The organism is Nonomuraea sp. NEAU-A123, assembly GCF_018603905.1.
Taxonomy (GTDB): Bacteria; Actinomycetota; Actinomycetes; order Streptosporangiales; family Streptosporangiaceae; genus Nonomuraea.
In genome coordinates, this window is sequence record NZ_JAHFZZ010000001.1 from 699,874 (window position 1) to 715,709 (window position 15,836).

A 15,836-nucleotide genomic window follows, 5' to 3' on the forward strand; every position below is an offset into this window, starting at 1 on the left:
AGAGCGCCTGGGGAAAGGAGCCGGGATGTGGCGCCGTAGCCACGTGGAGATCATCCATGTGCGTACCAACCTCGGCCTGGTGCCCGGCGTCGAGCAACTTGGTGGTGCGCTGCTTGACGAAGGCCTGGCCGAAGCTCTCGGCGCGATCGTCGGGCCGGTGGTGGAGGCTCCGTCGTACTCGCGGGATCGCACTCATCCGAGTCGGCTGCTCAACGCCGAGGCCATGGCCCAGGTCGCACTGCGCCAGGCGGTCGCGGTAGGAGACGTGCTCGACGCGGGCCGCTTTCCCCTCGTGCTCGGTGGGGACGACAGCGTCATCTTCGGCAGCCTGCTGGCATTGCGCCGCAGAGGTGCCCATGGCCTGGTATTCCTCGACGCGCATACCGACTTCTACCCGCCCGAGGACTCCCCGACCGGTGAGGCGTCAGACTCCGAGCTGTACCTCGCCTTCGGGCACGGCACTGACGTGATCGCCGACTTGGACGGCTCGAAGCCGCTGGTCGCCGACCGCGCCGCAGCGCTGATCGGCCAACGCGACCCCGACGAGCAGCGGGACACCGGCGCCGCGCTGAGCGCCACTGACGCCCTGGTCGTCTCCCTCGCGGAGATGCGCGAGACGGGAGTGGAGGCCACAGCGCGGCGGGCGCTCGCCCACCTGGACGGCGCGGGCGTCGAGAGGTTCCTCCTGCACGTCGACGCCGACGTGCTCGACGACGCCCTCATGCCGGCAGTGGATTACCGGCTGCCGGACGGGGTCGGCAGCCGGGAGTTCGCGATGCTGGCAGGGACGCTGCTGGCCGATGGGCGGGTCGCGGCGCTCGACGTTACGATCTACAATCCCACGCTCGACCCCAGTGGCGAAGCGCGGCGCCACCTCACCGGCTGCCTGCTCGACGCGTTCGCCCACGCGGAAGCCCTTGTACGTTAAGTGGCGAACACATTGGCGAAGAAGCCGATCGCCGCGAACACTACCGCCAGAATTACCGCCCAGATCAGAGTGAGCCCCAGAAGGGAGAGCGCGAAAGTATGCGCCCCCGCGATGACGGCCGTAACAAGGAAGGCGCCAAAGTCGGAAACGAGTTCTTCCCAGGATTTGAAAACCAGAAAGCTGGCGACGAGGCCGGTCAGTATGGTCAAGGCCACTACTCCGGTCGCACTCCAGAAACCGGGTGAGGAAGAGTTTGCGTCTTCTGTGTTTTGGTCATCCGTAGTCGGGGCATACTGCGTGACCGTAACCAGGGGAGTGGCCCTCGAGTCTCCAGCGGCGACTTCCTTGTCGTGCTCAAGGGCGAAGACGGCCACGACCACGCCGACAATCGCCACGACAAGGGCTAGAACAGCAGCAACTTCAGCGTAGACAGTAAGCCGTCGCGGCTTAGCGGGTTCGTCCGCCATGTTTGTCCTCACAACGGGGAGAGCGACTCAGGGTTGACACTCTAACGAGACGCTCGGTGGCGGAGCCGTCACGGCCGGGTTCCATGGTCTGGGTTCAGCTCGTGGCTCATGATGGCGCATCGGGTGGCGATCCGGGCGTACGCAATTTTGCTAATGTGCGGAAACTTCGTGGGCATGCATTCTTGGTGCTGTCGCCGAAATCGGCGAAACACACCCCAGGAGGATTCCATGAAGTCGACCAGCCGGATCAAGAAGATCTCCGTCCGCCGTACCGGTGACGTGCGTCTCACGAGCGCCGCCTGCTCCTGCCCTTACCCGGCCAGCAACTGACGCGCGAATAGCGGATAACGGGGGGCCGTGCGCTCCGGTGCACGGCCCCGCCTTTTCCTACGGAGAATGTCCATGGGTGACGTCGCGGTTGCTTTTCACGAGTTGAGTTTCGTCCCCGAGGGGGACGAGGTGGTGGTCGGCAGGGTCGATGCCGATTCGTACGCGGTCCTGCCCGCCGACGGCGCCGCCCTGCTGCGCGAGATGGCCAGGGGCGTGCCTCCCGAGCGCGCCGCGCGCTGGTACGAGGACACCTACGGTGAGCCTGTCGACATCGAGGAGTTCCTGGAGACCCTGCATGAGCTGGGGTTTGTGCGTACCTCGGTGATCGCGCAGGAGCAGGCCGGGACAGGGCGTCTCCCGTTGCGGTGGCTCGGCCGGGCCGCGTTCTCCCCGCTTGCCTGGATCGTCTACGCCGCGGTGTTCGCCATCGCGGTGCTGGCCATCGTCGGTGATCCGGCGCTCGCGCCGCGCCCGGGGCACATCTTCTTCACCGATTCGCTGCTCGTCGTGCAGCTCGGGATAACGTTCGGGCAGTTGCCGTTGATATTCTTTCACGAAGCATTTCACACGCTGGCCGGCCGGCGACTCGGACTGCGCAGCCGGCTCGGCGTCAGCAACAGATATGTGTACATTGTTTTCGAAACGCGTATGAACGGGCTGTTGAGCGTTCCGCGGGCGAAAAGATATTTGCCGTTCCTGGCCGGGATGGCGTGCGACGTGGTGGTGTTCGCGATTCTCGAACTGGTCGCGGACGCCACCCGGCAACCGGACGGCGATTTCTCGCTGATCGGCCGGATCGCGCTGGCATTCGCGTACACCGTGGTGATGCGCTTCGCCTGGCAGTTCCAGCTCTACATGCGCACCGACCTCTACTACGTCTTCGCCACCGCGCTCAACTGCCACGACCTGCACGAGGCCAGCACGGCATTGCTGCGCAACCGCGTCTGGCGGCTGCTCGGCCGGACTCGGCGGCTCGTCGACGAGCAGCAGTGGACCGAGCACGACCGCCGCGTGGGCCGGTGGTACGGCCCCTTCATCGTGCTCGGCGTCACCGTCATGCTGCTGATCGCCGTGCTCGGCTCCGCGCCCGTCGTCGTGCAGTACGTCCAGACCGCGGCGCACGGCATGCGGCAGGGGCCGCTGCATCCGGCGTTCTGGGACGGGGTGCTGGGGCTGGCACTCGTGGCCACCGCGTTCGTCCTTCCGGCCTACCTGGCCCGGCGCAAGCGCAGGCGCCCGGTCTCCGTCACCACCGAGGAAGTGAGCTGACATGCGTCACCTGTGGATCGTCGGCGACCGCCGGGCCGACCGGCTGCGCGCCGCCGCCGAGTACGGACCCGGGATCGTCGCCGGGTGCCATCGGCGGCTGCGTGGTCCCTACACCGGGATCGACACGGTGCTGCACGCGGTGCTTCCCAAGGCGTTCGCGCGGTGGCCGGAGCTGGTCGAGCGGCATCGGATCGCGTTGCTGTACGGGATTCCCGAGCTGGCCGAGGTGATCGGGGCGGGGCCGCGGCAACTGGCGTTCACCGGGCCGTTCGAGCAGCGGACCCGGTTCTACGGGGCGCAGATGATCCGGTGCATGAATCAGGGGATCGTGACGTTCCTGACCGAGTACGCGCGGGTGGCACAGGCACCTTTGGTGGTGGTCTTCGACGACCTGCACGCGGCTGAGGAGACCACGCAGGAGCTGGTCGCGTTGCTGCTGCGGCGGGGGGATCCGGAGGCGCTGCGGGTGGTGGCCGGCGGCCGGCGCGACGGTCTCGGCGGTCAGCTTTCTACGGCGCTGACGCGATACGCCGACATGATCGCCGTGCCCTCGTCCGCCTCCCCAGTGAAACCGGCTGATGGCGGGGACGCGCTGGTTCGGGCGTTCGTGGTGGCCGATGGGGTCAGCGACGATCCGGCGGAGATCGCCGCGTACGAGGCTGCGGACGCGGGGCTGCGGCGCGAGCTGCACGACCGGCGGGCCGCCGAGCTGGCCCCGGGCGCCGGCTACGGGCTCAGAATGGGGGCGATCCCCTATCACTTCGAACGCGGAGGCGACCCCGGCGGGCGCGGACGGGAGGCGCTGGCCGACGCGCTGCGGCTCAGCGCCGAGATCGGGTTCTCGGCCGCGACCGTCGACTTCGGCCTGCGCGGCAGGGAGGTGACCGACCCGGACGCCTGCCCGGACGATTTCCGGCTGTTCACCTCGCTGGCGGCGAACGCGCTGGTGCCCCTGGACCGCCCGGACGAGGCGTACGCGCTGTACATGGACCTGCGCACCCGCTACACCGACGCGCGTGCCCACATGATCACCAGTTACGGCATCGCCATGCTGTACACGAGGTTCTTCACGCCCCGCGACCACGAGACCGCACTCGCCTGGCAGAACAACGCGGTCGCGATCTCCGCCCTGCTGCCCGACCCCAGGGAGCGCACCACGCGCCAGGTGTTCAACGACAACGCGCTCGCGCTGATCGAGATGCACCGCGGCAACCTCGACCGCGGGCTGGAACTGATCGAGGCGGGCATCACCCGTCTGGACCAGGAGCTGACGCCCGACGACTGGGTGGTGCACCGCTCCCAGCTCCTCTACAACAAGACCCGGCTGCTGGCCGCGCTCGGGCGGCACGAGGAGGCCTACGAGGGCTTCACGAAGCTGATCGAGATGGACCCGTACTACACCGATTACCTCAGCGAGCGCGCCAGGATCTCCCGCCGCCGCGGCGACCTGGAGGCCGCGCTGGACGACTACGACCGCGCCGTCGCCATGGCGCCGCCGTACCCCGAGCTCTACTACAACAGGGGGACCTGCCGGGCCGAGGCGGGAGACGTCGCCGAAGCGCTGGCGGACTTCGGCTATGTGCTGGAGATGGAGCCCGATGACGTGCCCACCCTGTTCAGGCGGGCGGAGCTGCTGTTCGACGCCGGCGATCTGATGGCGGCCGAGGCGGATGTGACGGCAGGGCTGGCAGTACGGCCCGGCGACGCCGAACTGCTGTGCCTGCAGGGGATGATCGCGCTGGAGCGCGGTGAGGCGGAGCGGGCGGCGGATCGTCTGGACGCGGCGCTGGTGGCCGCGCCCGACTACGCGGCGGCGCTGGTCAACCGGGCGGTGGCCAGGTTCGGGCTCGGCCATCCTGACGGGGCCGTCGACGACCTGACGCGGGCGTTGGAGCTGCTCGGGGACGATCCGGATCTGCTGCTGAACCGCGGCCTCGCGCACGAGGCGGCGGGCCGGCCCCGGCAGGCGGTGGACGACTTCGACGCGGCACTGTCCCTGCCCGGCGCCGACACGGCGGAGCTGGAGCCCGCCCGCGAACGCTGCGGCAAACTCCTGGCCGGGGTGTGACCGATGCCCCCGCCCCTTGATCCGAACGGCCGGCGCGCGAACGGCGGCCCCTTGGAGCCCGCCGGCTCGCGTGCGAACGGCGAGGGTCATCACCTTCGTGAGGCGCTCGTCCCGAGAGACCGCTTTCGCGATGCGCTTGCCACCGTCGCCACCGCCGTGTCAGTGGTCGCGACGTTCGACGATGGCGGCCGCCCGCGGATGGTGACCATCGGGTCGCTCTGCTCGCTCTCGCTCGACCCCTCGCTCGTGCTGTTCTGCCTGGCCAAGGATGCGGGGTCGCACGCGGTGTTCTGCTCAGCGGCGCGCTTCGCGGTCACCGTGCTGGCCGAGGACCAGGCCGACGTGGCCCGCCGCTGCGCGGGTCCACGCCAGGCGCGTACGACCGTGCCGTACGCGCTGATGGACGAACTGCCCGTGCTGCCCGGAGCGCTGGCCCATCTGTCGTGCTCCGTGCACGCGCTGGTGGCGGGCGGTGACCACACGATCGTCATCGGCCTGGTGCGGCGAGTGGCCGTGTACGGCGGGTCTCCGCTGCTCTACCACCAGCGCGACTTCCGCGGACTCGGCGCCCCATGGGGGCTCGTGGCGGACACCGCGTCGGGATTCGTGAAGGGCGCCCCGGGGGGATGCGGGGACGCGACTTCACGGGGGTTCGGGGACGACTCCTCAAGGGGGTTCAGGGACGACGCCTCACGGGGGTTCGGGGACGAGCCCGAACCGCTGTGCGAGGAGCACGGCGTTGACCCGGTCGCTGATGCCCAGCTTGCGGTATAACCGCTCCTGGTGCTTGGTCACCGTGCGCGGCGACAAACCCAGGCGCCTGGCGATCGCGGTCGGGCTGAGCCCCTCGCAGAGCAGCCGCAGAACGTCCTGCTCACGGGGCGTCAGCCTGGCTTGAGCCGCCCGTTCTCGCCGTACCCGCGCGATCGCGGCATGCGGCTCGATGAGCGGACCCGTCAGTTTCTCCAGCGCGTCCAGTTGCGGGCTTTCGAGACCTTCGGCCCTCGTCTCGATCAGCTCCGCCAGCCGTACGGCGGGGGAGTGGGGCGTGGGCGTCCAGTGCCACACCCCCTCGCGACAGGCGAGGACGCCCAGCTCGCGGCCGATTCCGACGAGTTCGCCGGCCAGCGTGCGGTCCCCCTGGGAGGCGGCCCAGAGCAATCGCAGAGTGTCCGGGTCAACGATGCCACCGAGTAGCCCCGCGATGTGCTCGTCGGATCGCTCGGGCGAATCGCCGCCGGCTCGAACGCGCGCTGTGGACGACCCCGAGTCGTGATGCACCTGCATCTCCTCATGCTCGAGTTGCTCCTTTCGTTGCCCGCCTGGAGAGGCGTTCTATCGACTTCAATTCGTCATGAATAGGGGTCGGGATGCGTACCCGGCATTTCGGTCCCTTGGGTAGCGGAAGGCGGTCTGTCGCCAATTACAGAGATGACTCTTGACGATTACACATGTACGTGACTCGTGATTACAGAGATCGGCGTAGTGCCCGGCGTCGCGAAGGACCGGTAAATGTCCGGTTGCTGACCTGTTTCTCGCTCTCTCCACATGAGAGCGTGAGGTGCCCAGGAAAAGGGCCACTTCGGGGAGCTGTGTTCTCACTCGCGGGCAGGAGCTCAGGCCGGCGAGCAAAGCGGGGGATTCTGCGGCGCGTTCGACTGAACCGCGCCATGCGTATTGATCCAGGTAATTGATCACCGCAACCGATGAAGGAGCGAGTATGCGCATGCCTACTTCACGCCTGCGTAAGTTATCCCTTGGTTTAGTCACGGCGGCCATGGTCCTCCCGATCCTCGCCGCCGTGCCCGCCGCCGCCGAGGTCGCCGAGCCGGAAAGCGGCGTTCAACAGATCGGCCCGGGCCAGTATTTCCCCGAGAGCAAGATCTTCGAAGTGAGCGAGACCGATGTGGCGGCCGGATCGATCGGCCGCAGGCACCGGGTGGCCGCCGTGGACGGTGGCCTGGCCCGTCCGGAGACCGTCAACCGCACTGACCTGGCGGTATATGGCCCTGGCTGGCAGGCCGAGTTCCTCGGCGGGACCACCAGCCGCTCGCTGAGCGCCCAGGGCGACACGATCACGGTCACCGAGAGCGGTCTGTCCGGCTCCATCCGGTACGACCTCCAGAGCAGCGTCTCGTTCCCGGCCGGTGGCGGCGTCCGTAAGTTCGAGGCGGCCGACGGTTCCAAGCTCAGCGAGACGACCCGCTGGGACTCGGCGGCCGGTGCGATGCGCAGCACGGTCACCGAGACGCCCGCCCTGGACCTCGGCGCGCCCGCCGACGGCACCGCCACCAGCTCGGCCGACTACGCCCTCACCTACACCTGGGCCCAGGTGAACCCCACCGACTCGGCGTCGTGGCGGGTGACGGGCGTGGGCGACACCGCGTACGGCACCTCGTCCGTCAGCTACGACCCGCAGGGTCGGGTGGCCTCTGTGACAGAACCGGCTGCCGGTGAGAGCCCCCAGAGCGTGCTGACCTTCACCTACGCCACGGCGACGACCGCCACCTCCGGGACGTTCGGCGACTTCGCCGGCCGCGTCAAGGAGGTCTCGCTGGCCACCGGCTCGGACGCGCCGCAGGTCGTCGCCAGGTACGGCTTCGACGCCGCCGGTTACCTTCGCACGGTGACCGACCCGGGCGTGGGCGAGCAGGCCGGCTACGCCTACGACGCCTCCGGGCGGGTATCCGTCCTGACCTCGGAGGAGAAGGGCGCCTGGGAACTGAGCTACGCCGGTAGCTCGGCAGTGCCCGCCGCCACCTCCACAGGTCCCGACGGCCTTCCCGACGCCCCCGACGCGGCGAGCAGCACGCAGCCGCCCCCCGGGGCGCCGAGCCTCGCCGACCCGTCCGCCACCGGTCCGCCCACCGCCGAGTTCCCGTCCGGCGGCATTGACGGCACCCAGGCATATCCCCGGCAATGCTGGTTCGCCACGGCCTGGCTCTGGTACACCCGCAACGGCTGCTCGGCCTGGGTCGCGCACTACGGCTGGCACAAGCCCTTCTGGCGTCAGCTCCCCTCGCGCCGGTGGGTCGTCGGCATCCTCTATGACCATTGCACGTCCCCCGTCGGCAGTTTTCCCGGCGGATTCGACTTCCGTGCGGCCTGTGACATGCACGACTACGGGTACGGGCTGATCGGCAACACGTACAAGGGCTACCGCTATTACCTGGACAGGGGGCGGAAGACCGACGTAGATGACGTCTTCTACACCACCCTGCGGATCTACACCTGCTCCGCCTACAGCGCGAAAAAGCAGGGGAACTGCCGAGCCTGGGCCTGGGTCTACCGCCTGGGCGTCCGCTTCGGCAACCCGCGGAACGGCGCGAACGCGACCTGACTCGTCGGGCAGGCCCGCCGCGGGCCTGCCCCCTTTTTTGAGAAAGCGTCTCGACTGACGGGAAACACACGTGCAGAAATGGCCTGCTGTACTGGCGGTCTTAGCCTCGATCGCCGCGACGATGGTCGCCGGGGTGGCGGCGCGAGCCGTATCGGATGATCCGAAGATTGAGACAGGGTTGGCCAAGCAGTTGTCCACCGGTGGAACGGCCCGAGTGATCGTGACCGCCAGGACCAGAGCCGACCTGATTGCCGCGACCGGCGCTGATCCGGTGCTGCGGCGGTACACCAAGCTGCCGATGGTGGTGTTGCGGGTGAACCGGGCAGGGCTTGCCCGGCTGACCGACCAGCCCGAGGTCGTGAGCGTGGTCGAGGATCGGCCCGCGCCGCCGGTGCTCGGCACGAGCGTGCCGCTCATCGGCGCCGACAAGACCCGGGCGGCGGGGCTGACCGGCACGGGCACCGCGGTAGCCGTACTGGACACCGGGGTCGCGGTGCGGCACCCGTTCCTGAGCGGCCGGGTGATCGCGGAGGCCTGCTTCTCTCCCGCCGACGCCGATTACGGCGCCACCAGCCTCTGCCCGAACGGGGCCGAAACGGCCGAGGGGCCGGGAACAGCCGACTCCGAGCAGGGGCCGTGCGCTTCCCTCGACTGCGCGCACGGCACGCATGTGGCCGGGATCGTGGCCGGTGGGGTCGGCGTGAGCGGCTCCGACGGACCGGGGGTGGCGCCCGCGGCCGGCATCGTGGCGATGCAGATCTTCAGCCGGTTCGACTCGGAGGACTTCTGCGGGCCTGGCGGCGCGCCCTGCGTGCTGAGCTTCACCAGTGCCCAGCTCGCCGCGCTGGAGAAGGTGCATACGCTGCACGAATCGGGCGTGCCGATCGTGGCGGCCAACCTCAGCCTCGGCTCCGGGCGGTACACCTCCGCCTGCGACGCCGACCCGCGCAAGGCGGTGATCGATCGGCTGTGGGCGCGTGGGGTGGCCACCGTGGTGGCCGCGGGCAACGACGGGTACGGCGACGCCGTCAGCGCTCCGGCGTGCGTGTCCACGGCGATCACCGTCGGGAGCACGACCGACACGGATGAGCTGTCCACGTTCACCAATCGGGGTCCGTTGCTGGACGTGCTCGCGCCGGGTACCGGCATCGTCTCCTCGGTGCCTGGTGGGCGGTGGGCCTCGATGAGCGGGACGTCGATGGCGGCGCCGCATGTGGCGGGGGCGTTCGCGGTGCTGCGGCAGGCGTTGCCGTCCGCGAACATCGGCGAGCTGGAGGCGAGACTGAAGTCCTACGGCAAGGCGATCAGCTATTCGGGGGCTACCACGCCGCGGATCAATGTCTACGACGCGGCCACGGGGACGACTCCCTCCCCTTCGCCCACTCCCACCCCGACGCCGACTCCGACGCCCCCTCCTGACGGGAAGTACTGGGTGGACACCTTCGCCAATGCTCAGGGGTATCCGTGGACGTACTGCGTCGGGAAGTGTCCGTCTCAGGGGCAGCTCTGGGAGGCGACCAACTACGTGTTCTGCAAGAAATGGGGTGATGAGGTCAGGGACTCCGCTGGTAACTACAACCGTTGGTGGCTGTTGACCGATCTGGACTCGATGCGGGCCGGTGGGAGCGAGCGGGCCTATGTGTCCGCGTACTACCTGAGCCGGTGGGGCAACGACGAGGCCCGCGACAACAACGGCGCGGTCATCCCCGACTGCACCGGGAAGAGCGACGGCAAGTACTGGGTGGACACCTTCGCCAACGCCACGGGGTACTCCGGGCCGTGGGATGGGTCGACGCCGCAGGGCACGCTCTGGAAGGCGACCAACTACGTCTTCTGCAAGACCTGGGGCAAGGAGGTCAGGGACTCCTCCGGTGATCACAATCACTGGTGGCTGCTGACCGACCTGGACTCGGTGAATTCCGGCGCGAGCGGACGGTCCTACGTCTCGGCGTACTACCTGAGCCGGTGGGGCAACGACGAGGCCCGCGACAACAACGGCGCGGTCATCCCTGACTGCGGCTGACGCTCTGCCCGCCGCCGGCTCGGCCCAGTTGGGCCGGCGGCCGGCCATCGTGAATACCGGCTGTGAACATAAGTCAACAGGCAGGCACCAAACGGCAATCTAAGCAAGAATCGGTGAAGACCGTAATCGAGGAGGTTTTCCCGTGCGCGCAGTTCTTGCCGCGGTGCTCGCGACGTTCACGCTGTTGGCCACCGGAGTCAGTCCGGCCAGTGCCGCATCATCTCTGTCGGCCTTGCCTGGAGGAAAGGCCAACTTCGTGGTCACGCAGGGCTTCCTGCGCGCCGCGTCCACCCAGAACTGGGTGCGCCTGGGTACGTACCAGTTCAAGACCAACGGCACCGTCAGTGCGAACAGCTACCTGTGGTGGCAGCGCAACCCCGAGGGCAGACAGGCCACTGGTGTCGTCCCGGATTCGAGCTGCGCGACCAAGGCAGGCGGCAAGAGCACCCGCGTACGCGCCTGCGACGTCCTGACCGCCCCCGGTTACACCGGCGCCCCGGACGAATCCCACACCGGAACCTACACCGTGGCCGGCAACGTGGTGAGCATCCGCTGGAAGATCAACCAGACCTGGACCGAGCAGTGGCGCGTACGGCTGTCACCTGACGGCAAGCTCGCCCAGCTCCAGTTCGCCAACAGCACCCTGGCCACCCACGGCTACGGCTACGGCAGCAACGCCTCGCTCACCACCCGCCGCGCGATGAGCTCCGTGCGGGCCTTCCCCGGAGCGCTCCGGCAGGACCTGGTCTCCTGGTCGGGCAACCACATCGTGAACTCGGCCAGCCAGCCCTTCAGCCAGTCCGCCTTCCGCGGCTGCGCCACCACCACCTGGTGCCTGACCTACCTGCAACCGGCGTCCAAGGGCGCCTGCCAGAAGTCCGGCGGCTGCCCCAACTACGGCGGCGGCACCAAGGCGAACGTCAGCTCCATCCAGTACTACCTCACCAAGATCTCCAACACCGACCGTCGCGACACCCTGTGGCACTGGTGCACCTGCCTGGCCATGGAACGCAAGACGTTCTGCTACTCCGGCAACTCCCACATGAAACCGCTGTTGCAGATCATCGACGACAGCGGAGCCTTCCGCGGCTGGGTGGGCGCGGAGGCCTCCTTCTACCCCGGCGGCCCCAGGACCAAGGACATGATGGCCGTCTTCCGCCTCTCCGACTTCCGCTGACGCCGGCATGCGGAGGGGTCCTAGGGCTAATTGCCGGTACGGGTCTAGGACCCCCGCCGGAGGTGTGGAGCCGCAGGTCAACGTAGGTTCGACAGTATGACGAGGAACGCGTTGACGGCCGGCCTGCTGGCGATGGTGTCGCTGGTGGCCTTCGAGTACATGGCGGTCGCCATCGCCATGCCGGTCGTGGCCAGGGACCTCGGCGGGCTGGAGCTGTACGGGCTGGCGTTCAGCGGCGCGATGGCCGCGAGCGTGATCGGCACGGTGCTCGGCGGCCGGTGGGCGGACGTGCGCGGTCCTCAGGCTCCGCTGTGGACGGGGGCGGCGGGGTTCGCCGCGGGGCTGACGGTCGCCGGGCTGGCGCCGACCATGGAGGTGCTGATCGCGGGCCGGTTCCTCCAGGGCTTCAGCGGGGCGCTGGTCAGCGTGGCGCTGTACGTGGTGGTGGCCAGGGTCTACCCCGAGAGCCGGCATCCCAAGATCTTCTCGTTGTTCGCGACCGCGTGGGTGGTGCCCTCGATGGTGGGGCCGGCGATCGTGGGCGTGGTGACCGACACGCTCGGCTGGCGCTGGGTGTTCCTGCTGGTGCCGATCCTGACCGTGGTCGCCGGCCTGGTGCTGCTGCGCGGGCTGGCCGGGCAGCCCGTGAGCGGCGGGCAGGGCGAGCCCGCCCCCGGCCTGCTCGGCAAGGTCGGCTGGGCGGCCGTGACCGCCGTCGGCGCGGGACTCATGCAGTACGGCAGCGGCGGCGGACGGCTGCCCCTGCTGATCGCCGGCATGGTGGTGCTGGCCGTGGCGCTCCCGAGGCTCCTTCCCCGCGGTACGCTCCGCGCCGCCCGCGGGCTGCCTGCCGTGGTGGGGCTGCGCGGTCTGTCGGCCGGGGCGTTCTTCGCGGCCGAGGTGATGGTGTCGCTCATGCTGGTCGACCACCGTCACCTGCCCACGTGGGCGTCCGGGCTCGCGCTCATGGGCGGGTCGCTGACCTGGTCGTTGGCCTCCTGGGTGCAGGGGCGCGAGTTCTTCAGCCAGAAGACGAACCTGCGGCTCGGCTCGGCCATGATGGCGCTCGGCATCCTGATCACGGGTACGGTGGCGTTCGCCTCGGTCCCGGTGGCGGTGGCGTATCCGGCGTGGATCATCACCGGGTTCGGGATCGGGCTGGTGTACCCGACGCTGTCGGTGCTCACGCTGGAGCTGTCGGCGCCGGGGGAGCAGGGCAAGAACAGCTCGGCGCTGCAGGTGGGCGAGTCGGTGGTCTCGGTGGTGGCGGTGGCGGTCACCGCCGCGCTGTTCACCGCCTCGGGGTCGGGTTACTGGGCGGTGTTCGCGGCCACGCTGGTCATGGCGCTGGCCGGGCTGGCCATCGCCGGACGGTCGATCAAGGACGGTCCGGCCACGGCGCCGGGATCGTCTCCAGAGTGCCTGCCTCATCCCGCGTGACGTCCGCCCGTCGGGCACCAGCCGTGGCCGCCGAACCTGCCGGCCGCCTCAGCTCCGCTCGGCCAGGCATCGGTAGAGGGTGTCGACAAGTCTGGCGGAGAACGCGCCTGACATGGCCAGGTGGCTGCGGACGAAGCCGATGGAGACGCGGTTCACCGGGTCGCAGATGCCTATCTCGCCGCCACATCCCTCGGCCCCGTACGCCTCGGGGGTGGGACCGTAGCGCGGGGGTTGGCCGGGAGCCGCGAAGTTGCCGATATAGCCGAGCGTCCTCGGGACGAGGAGCGCGCCCGGGCCGTCCTCGCTGATCGCGTCAGGGCTCTTCACCCGGACCGTGCTGAAGGCCGCCACGGTCTCCGGTGACAGCAACCGCACGTCGTCCAGCTCGCCGCCCATCGCCAGCAGCGCGAAGAGCCGGGCGATGCCGCGGGCCGTGGAGGTGCCGTTGACGGAGGGGATCTCGGCGGCCAGCACGCCGGGGTCGGCGAAGAACGTGTCGACACGGTCGAGGAACGTGGCGCCGTCTCTCGCGGCGAACGCCTGGCCGGCCAGCGTGCCGGGATCGCGGGTGCGCGCCTGCCGCGCCTCGAAGAGACGCTCGGCCTCCGGCGGCAGGCCCGCGAACGAGAACGGGAGGACGGGCGCGACCAGCGGTTGTTCGGCGAGTGGTGTGCCGATCCTGGTGTCCAGCCCGAGGGGGACGGCGATCTCCTCATGGAAGAAGTCGCCGGCGCGCCGGCCGGTGACGCGGTACACGAGCTCACTGAGGAGCCAGCCGTAGGTCAGGGCGTGGTAGCCGTGACTCGTGCCCGGCGTCCAGGCGGGCGTGGCCGCGGCGAGGCCTTCGGCGATCGCCTCGTAGTCGTCCCAGCCGGTGCCGTCCAGATGGAGCAGCTTCCGCTGGCCGGGAAAGCAGAGAACACCAGAGGTGTGGGTGAGAACGTGCCGGACCAGCACCTCCGCTTTGCCCTCCGCCGCGAACGCCGGCCAGTACGTGCTCACAGGCGCGTCCACGTCCACCCATCCCCGATCGACCAGGACCTGGACGCACATCGTCGCCAGCCCCTTGGTCAGCGACATCAGCACGGCACGGTTGCCGGCCCGCCACGGTTGGCCCGTCCGGCTCTGGCCGCCCCAGACGTCCACGACCGGCTCGCCGTCGACGTACGCGCAGAACGCCCCGCCCCCGTCACCCAGTTCGGCCGTGTTGGCGGCGAAAGCCGCACGCACCGGCTCGAAGCCCTCAGCCACGTATATCTCCATGACGGTCACCGTATTGATCGCGCGTTGACGGGCGACTCCATCGTCACCGCAGCGAAACGGCCAGCTCAGCGAGCTGATCCCCGGAGCGATCGGCAACAAGCAGGAACGAACCCCCCGCCAGGATGCGCCGGTGCGCCTCGCGCAGTTGGGCGCCGGGCTCCACGCCCAACTCCTCCCGCAGCCGCCGGCGGATCAGCGTGAAGACCGACAGTGCCGCGGCCTGCTGGCCGCCGCCCGCCAGAGCCAGCATGAGCTGTGCGTGCACCCTCTCGTGCAGTGGTTCCTCGTACGCCACCGCGCGCAACTGCTGGATCGCCCGCTCCCAGGCGTCGTAGCGCCCTGCCAGGCCGGCATGGGCCAGCACGACGGCCAGCCGGCGCTGCCTGGCGGCCTCGGCCAGCGGATGCTGCTGCAGCCGGCTGGTCAGATCCCGCAGCACCGGGCCCTGCCAGCATGACAAAGCACGTTCCCACAGGTGGAGCGCCTCAGCCGGCTCCCGCGACCGCGCCTGCCCGGCCCGGCGGGCCAACTCGTCGAAGTCGGCCAGATCGAGCTGGACCTTCTCCACCGCCAGCCGATACCCGCCCCGCTCCGCGACGAGCACGTCCGGATGCAGCCGGCTACGCAACCGGGAGACATAGGTGTGCATGACACTGCGGCACGAGACCGGCGGCCGGTCATCCCAGAGGACATCGATGATCTCCTCGTGCGTCACCGGGTGACCGGCGTGCAGGGCGAGCAGGCCCAGCAGGTACCGCTGCTTCAGCGTTCCGGCCACGACGACCTGCTCGTCAACGCGCACCCGCAGCGGTCCCAGAACGGCCACCTCCACGCCGACCCGGCCCAGGACGGTCTCCGGATCCAGCCCCACGGCGCCCGCCAACCGCCGCAGCGACGCCATGCGCGGCCTTGCGATCCGGTTCCGCTCGATGTCGCGGAGCGTGCGCACGCTCACCCCCGCGCGCTCGCTCACCTCGGCCTGCGTCAATCCCGCCCGAAGCCTGACCACCCGCAACCGCCTGCCGAACGACGCCGTCACCACGTCCATCTGGCGCCTCCCCTTGCTGCCGCGACACCTGTGCATTCTTGACCGGCCTCAGGGAGTTCACCAGGTAAACAACCGGACACTTGGGGGACTCTCGATGCCGGCCCGCCCACGTGCGGGAGGACGCCTGCCGGCAGGTCCGTGATCGCGGGCAATGTCCGCGAAATGTCCGGTCGAATGCCCTGGATCAAGGACTTTCGACGGCTGAAACTAAGCCTGGCCAGGACGTGAGCCATCCTCCGTCATGGTGAAGCCGATCCGACCCAGCGACCGATGAAGGCGCTGCGGGCTGCCCGATTACTTCTTGGAGGCATTGTGTGGCGACGTTTGCGTGCTCCGGTCGTGGGATTAACGGCGGTATTCGCCGGTTTATTACCGATGGCGACATCGGCGGACGCGGCTCCGGCGAGTCCGCCGGCGATCGCGTCGGCGGCTACCGGGGGTTCAGTCGCTGACGATCCGGTGGGTTCGGCGTCCTGGGCGGCC

At 69.3% G+C, this 15,836-nt stretch carries 12 protein-coding genes; 8 read left to right on the forward strand and 4 right to left on the reverse strand.

Annotation, left to right across the window (positions count from 1 at the left end; translation table 11 throughout):
• Positions 1 to 25 precede the first annotated feature (25 nt).
• Positions 26 to 928, forward strand: a complete 903-nt coding sequence (locus KLK06_RS03250) for an arginase family protein (protein ID WP_214633730.1) — start codon at positions 26 to 28, stop codon at positions 926 to 928.
• Here KLK06_RS03250 and KLK06_RS03255 read toward each other — a convergent pair.
• Positions 925 to 1,395 carry a hypothetical protein gene (locus tag KLK06_RS03255; protein WP_214633731.1) on the reverse strand — a complete coding sequence of 157 codons (471 nt, stop codon included), beginning with the start codon at positions 1,393 to 1,395 and terminating at the stop codon, positions 925 to 927. The two genes, KLK06_RS03250 and KLK06_RS03255, sit on opposite strands and share 4 nt — an antisense overlap.
• A 402-nt stretch (positions 1,396 to 1,797) precedes the next feature.
• Between KLK06_RS03255 and KLK06_RS03260 the strand changes: the two genes are divergently transcribed.
• The 3 genes from KLK06_RS03260 to KLK06_RS03270 are packed head-to-tail and all read left to right on the forward strand — an operon-like array spanning position 1,798 to position 5,836.
• Entirely contained in the window at positions 1,798 to 2,994 is a 1,197-nt protein-coding gene (locus KLK06_RS03260) for a hypothetical protein (protein ID WP_214633732.1), read from the forward strand.
• A 1-nt stretch (position 2,995) separates the two neighbouring features.
• Positions 2,996 to 5,062, forward strand: coding sequence for a tetratricopeptide repeat protein (locus KLK06_RS03265; RefSeq protein ID WP_214633733.1), 2,067 nt, complete (start codon positions 2,996 to 2,998; stop codon positions 5,060 to 5,062).
• 3 nt (positions 5,063 to 5,065) lie between these two features.
• Positions 5,066 to 5,836, forward strand: a complete 771-nt coding sequence (locus KLK06_RS03270; RefSeq protein ID WP_214633734.1) for a flavin reductase family protein — start codon at positions 5,066 to 5,068, stop codon at positions 5,834 to 5,836.
• On the opposite strand, the gene KLK06_RS03275 is transcribed toward KLK06_RS03270, so the two are convergent.
• Complete coding sequence (locus KLK06_RS03275; RefSeq protein WP_214633735.1) at positions 5,753 to 6,343, reverse strand: LuxR C-terminal-related transcriptional regulator; 591 nt, start codon at positions 6,341 to 6,343, stop codon at positions 5,753 to 5,755. The genes KLK06_RS03270 and KLK06_RS03275 overlap by 84 nt on opposite strands.
• A 496-nt stretch (positions 6,344 to 6,839) precedes the next feature.
• Here KLK06_RS03275 and KLK06_RS03280 point away from each other — a divergent pair, with 496 nt between their 5' ends.
• The 4 genes from KLK06_RS03280 (at position 6,840) to KLK06_RS03295 (ending at position 13,042) form a co-directional block, all read left to right on the forward strand.
• A complete protein-coding gene (locus KLK06_RS03280) occupies positions 6,840 to 8,402 on the forward strand; it encodes a phospholipase A2 (RefSeq protein WP_214633736.1) in 1,563 nt (520 codons plus the stop codon).
• 178 nt (positions 8,403 to 8,580) lie between these two features.
• Complete coding sequence (locus tag KLK06_RS03285) at positions 8,581 to 10,425, forward strand: S8 family serine peptidase (RefSeq protein ID WP_214633737.1); 1,845 nt, start codon at positions 8,581 to 8,583, stop codon at positions 10,423 to 10,425.
• Positions 10,426 to 10,567: 142 nt separating this feature from the next.
• Positions 10,568 to 11,602: a hypothetical protein gene (locus KLK06_RS03290; RefSeq protein WP_214633738.1), complete on the forward strand. Its 1,035-nt coding sequence runs from the start codon at positions 10,568 to 10,570 to the stop codon at positions 11,600 to 11,602.
• 96 nt (positions 11,603 to 11,698) lie between these two features.
• Positions 11,699 to 13,042: an MFS transporter gene (locus tag KLK06_RS03295; protein ID WP_250904764.1), complete on the forward strand. Its 1,344-nt coding sequence runs from the start codon at positions 11,699 to 11,701 to the stop codon at positions 13,040 to 13,042.
• A 48-nt stretch (positions 13,043 to 13,090) separates the two neighbouring features.
• Here the strand turns inward: KLK06_RS03295 and KLK06_RS03300 are convergent, their stop codons facing one another.
• Both KLK06_RS03300 and KLK06_RS03305 read right to left on the reverse strand, forming a co-directional pair.
• On the reverse strand, positions 13,091 to 14,305 hold the full coding sequence (locus KLK06_RS03300; RefSeq protein ID WP_214633739.1) for a serine hydrolase: 1,215 nt from the start codon (positions 14,303 to 14,305) through the stop codon (positions 13,091 to 13,093).
• Positions 14,306 to 14,348: 43 nt separating this feature from the next.
• Positions 14,349 to 15,353 (reverse strand): BTAD domain-containing putative transcriptional regulator, encoded by a 1,005-nt coding sequence (locus KLK06_RS03305; protein ID WP_214633740.1) that lies wholly within the window; start codon positions 15,351 to 15,353, stop codon positions 14,349 to 14,351.
• Between the last annotated feature and the right edge of the window lie 483 nt (positions 15,354 to 15,836).

What these genes read in the sequence shown, in the direction of transcription:
- KLK06_RS03250 (WP_214633730.1), top strand. Translation starts at nt 26, where the DNA reads ATGTGGCGCCGTAGCCACGTGGAGATCATCCATGTGCGTACCAACCTC.
- KLK06_RS03265 (WP_214633733.1), top strand. Translation starts at nt 2,996, where the DNA reads ATGCGTCACCTGTGGATCGTCGGCGACCGCCGGGCCGACCGGCTGCGC.
- KLK06_RS03270 (WP_214633734.1), top strand. Translation starts at nt 5,066, where the DNA reads ATGCCCCCGCCCCTTGATCCGAACGGCCGGCGCGCGAACGGCGGCCCC.
- KLK06_RS03300 (WP_214633739.1), bottom strand. Translation starts at nt 14,305, where the DNA reads ATGGAGATATACGTGGCTGAGGGCTTCGAGCCGGTGCGTGCGGCTTTC.
- KLK06_RS03295 (WP_250904764.1), top strand. Translation starts at nt 11,699, where the DNA reads ATGACGAGGAACGCGTTGACGGCCGGCCTGCTGGCGATGGTGTCGCTG.
- KLK06_RS03280 (WP_214633736.1), top strand. Translation starts at nt 6,840, where the DNA reads ATGGTCCTCCCGATCCTCGCCGCCGTGCCCGCCGCCGCCGAGGTCGCC.
- KLK06_RS03260 (WP_214633732.1), top strand. Translation starts at nt 1,798, where the DNA reads ATGGGTGACGTCGCGGTTGCTTTTCACGAGTTGAGTTTCGTCCCCGAG.
- KLK06_RS03255 (WP_214633731.1), bottom strand. Translation starts at nt 1,395, where the DNA reads ATGGCGGACGAACCCGCTAAGCCGCGACGGCTTACTGTCTACGCTGAA.
- KLK06_RS03305 (WP_214633740.1), bottom strand. Translation starts at nt 15,353, where the DNA reads ATGGACGTGGTGACGGCGTCGTTCGGCAGGCGGTTGCGGGTGGTCAGG.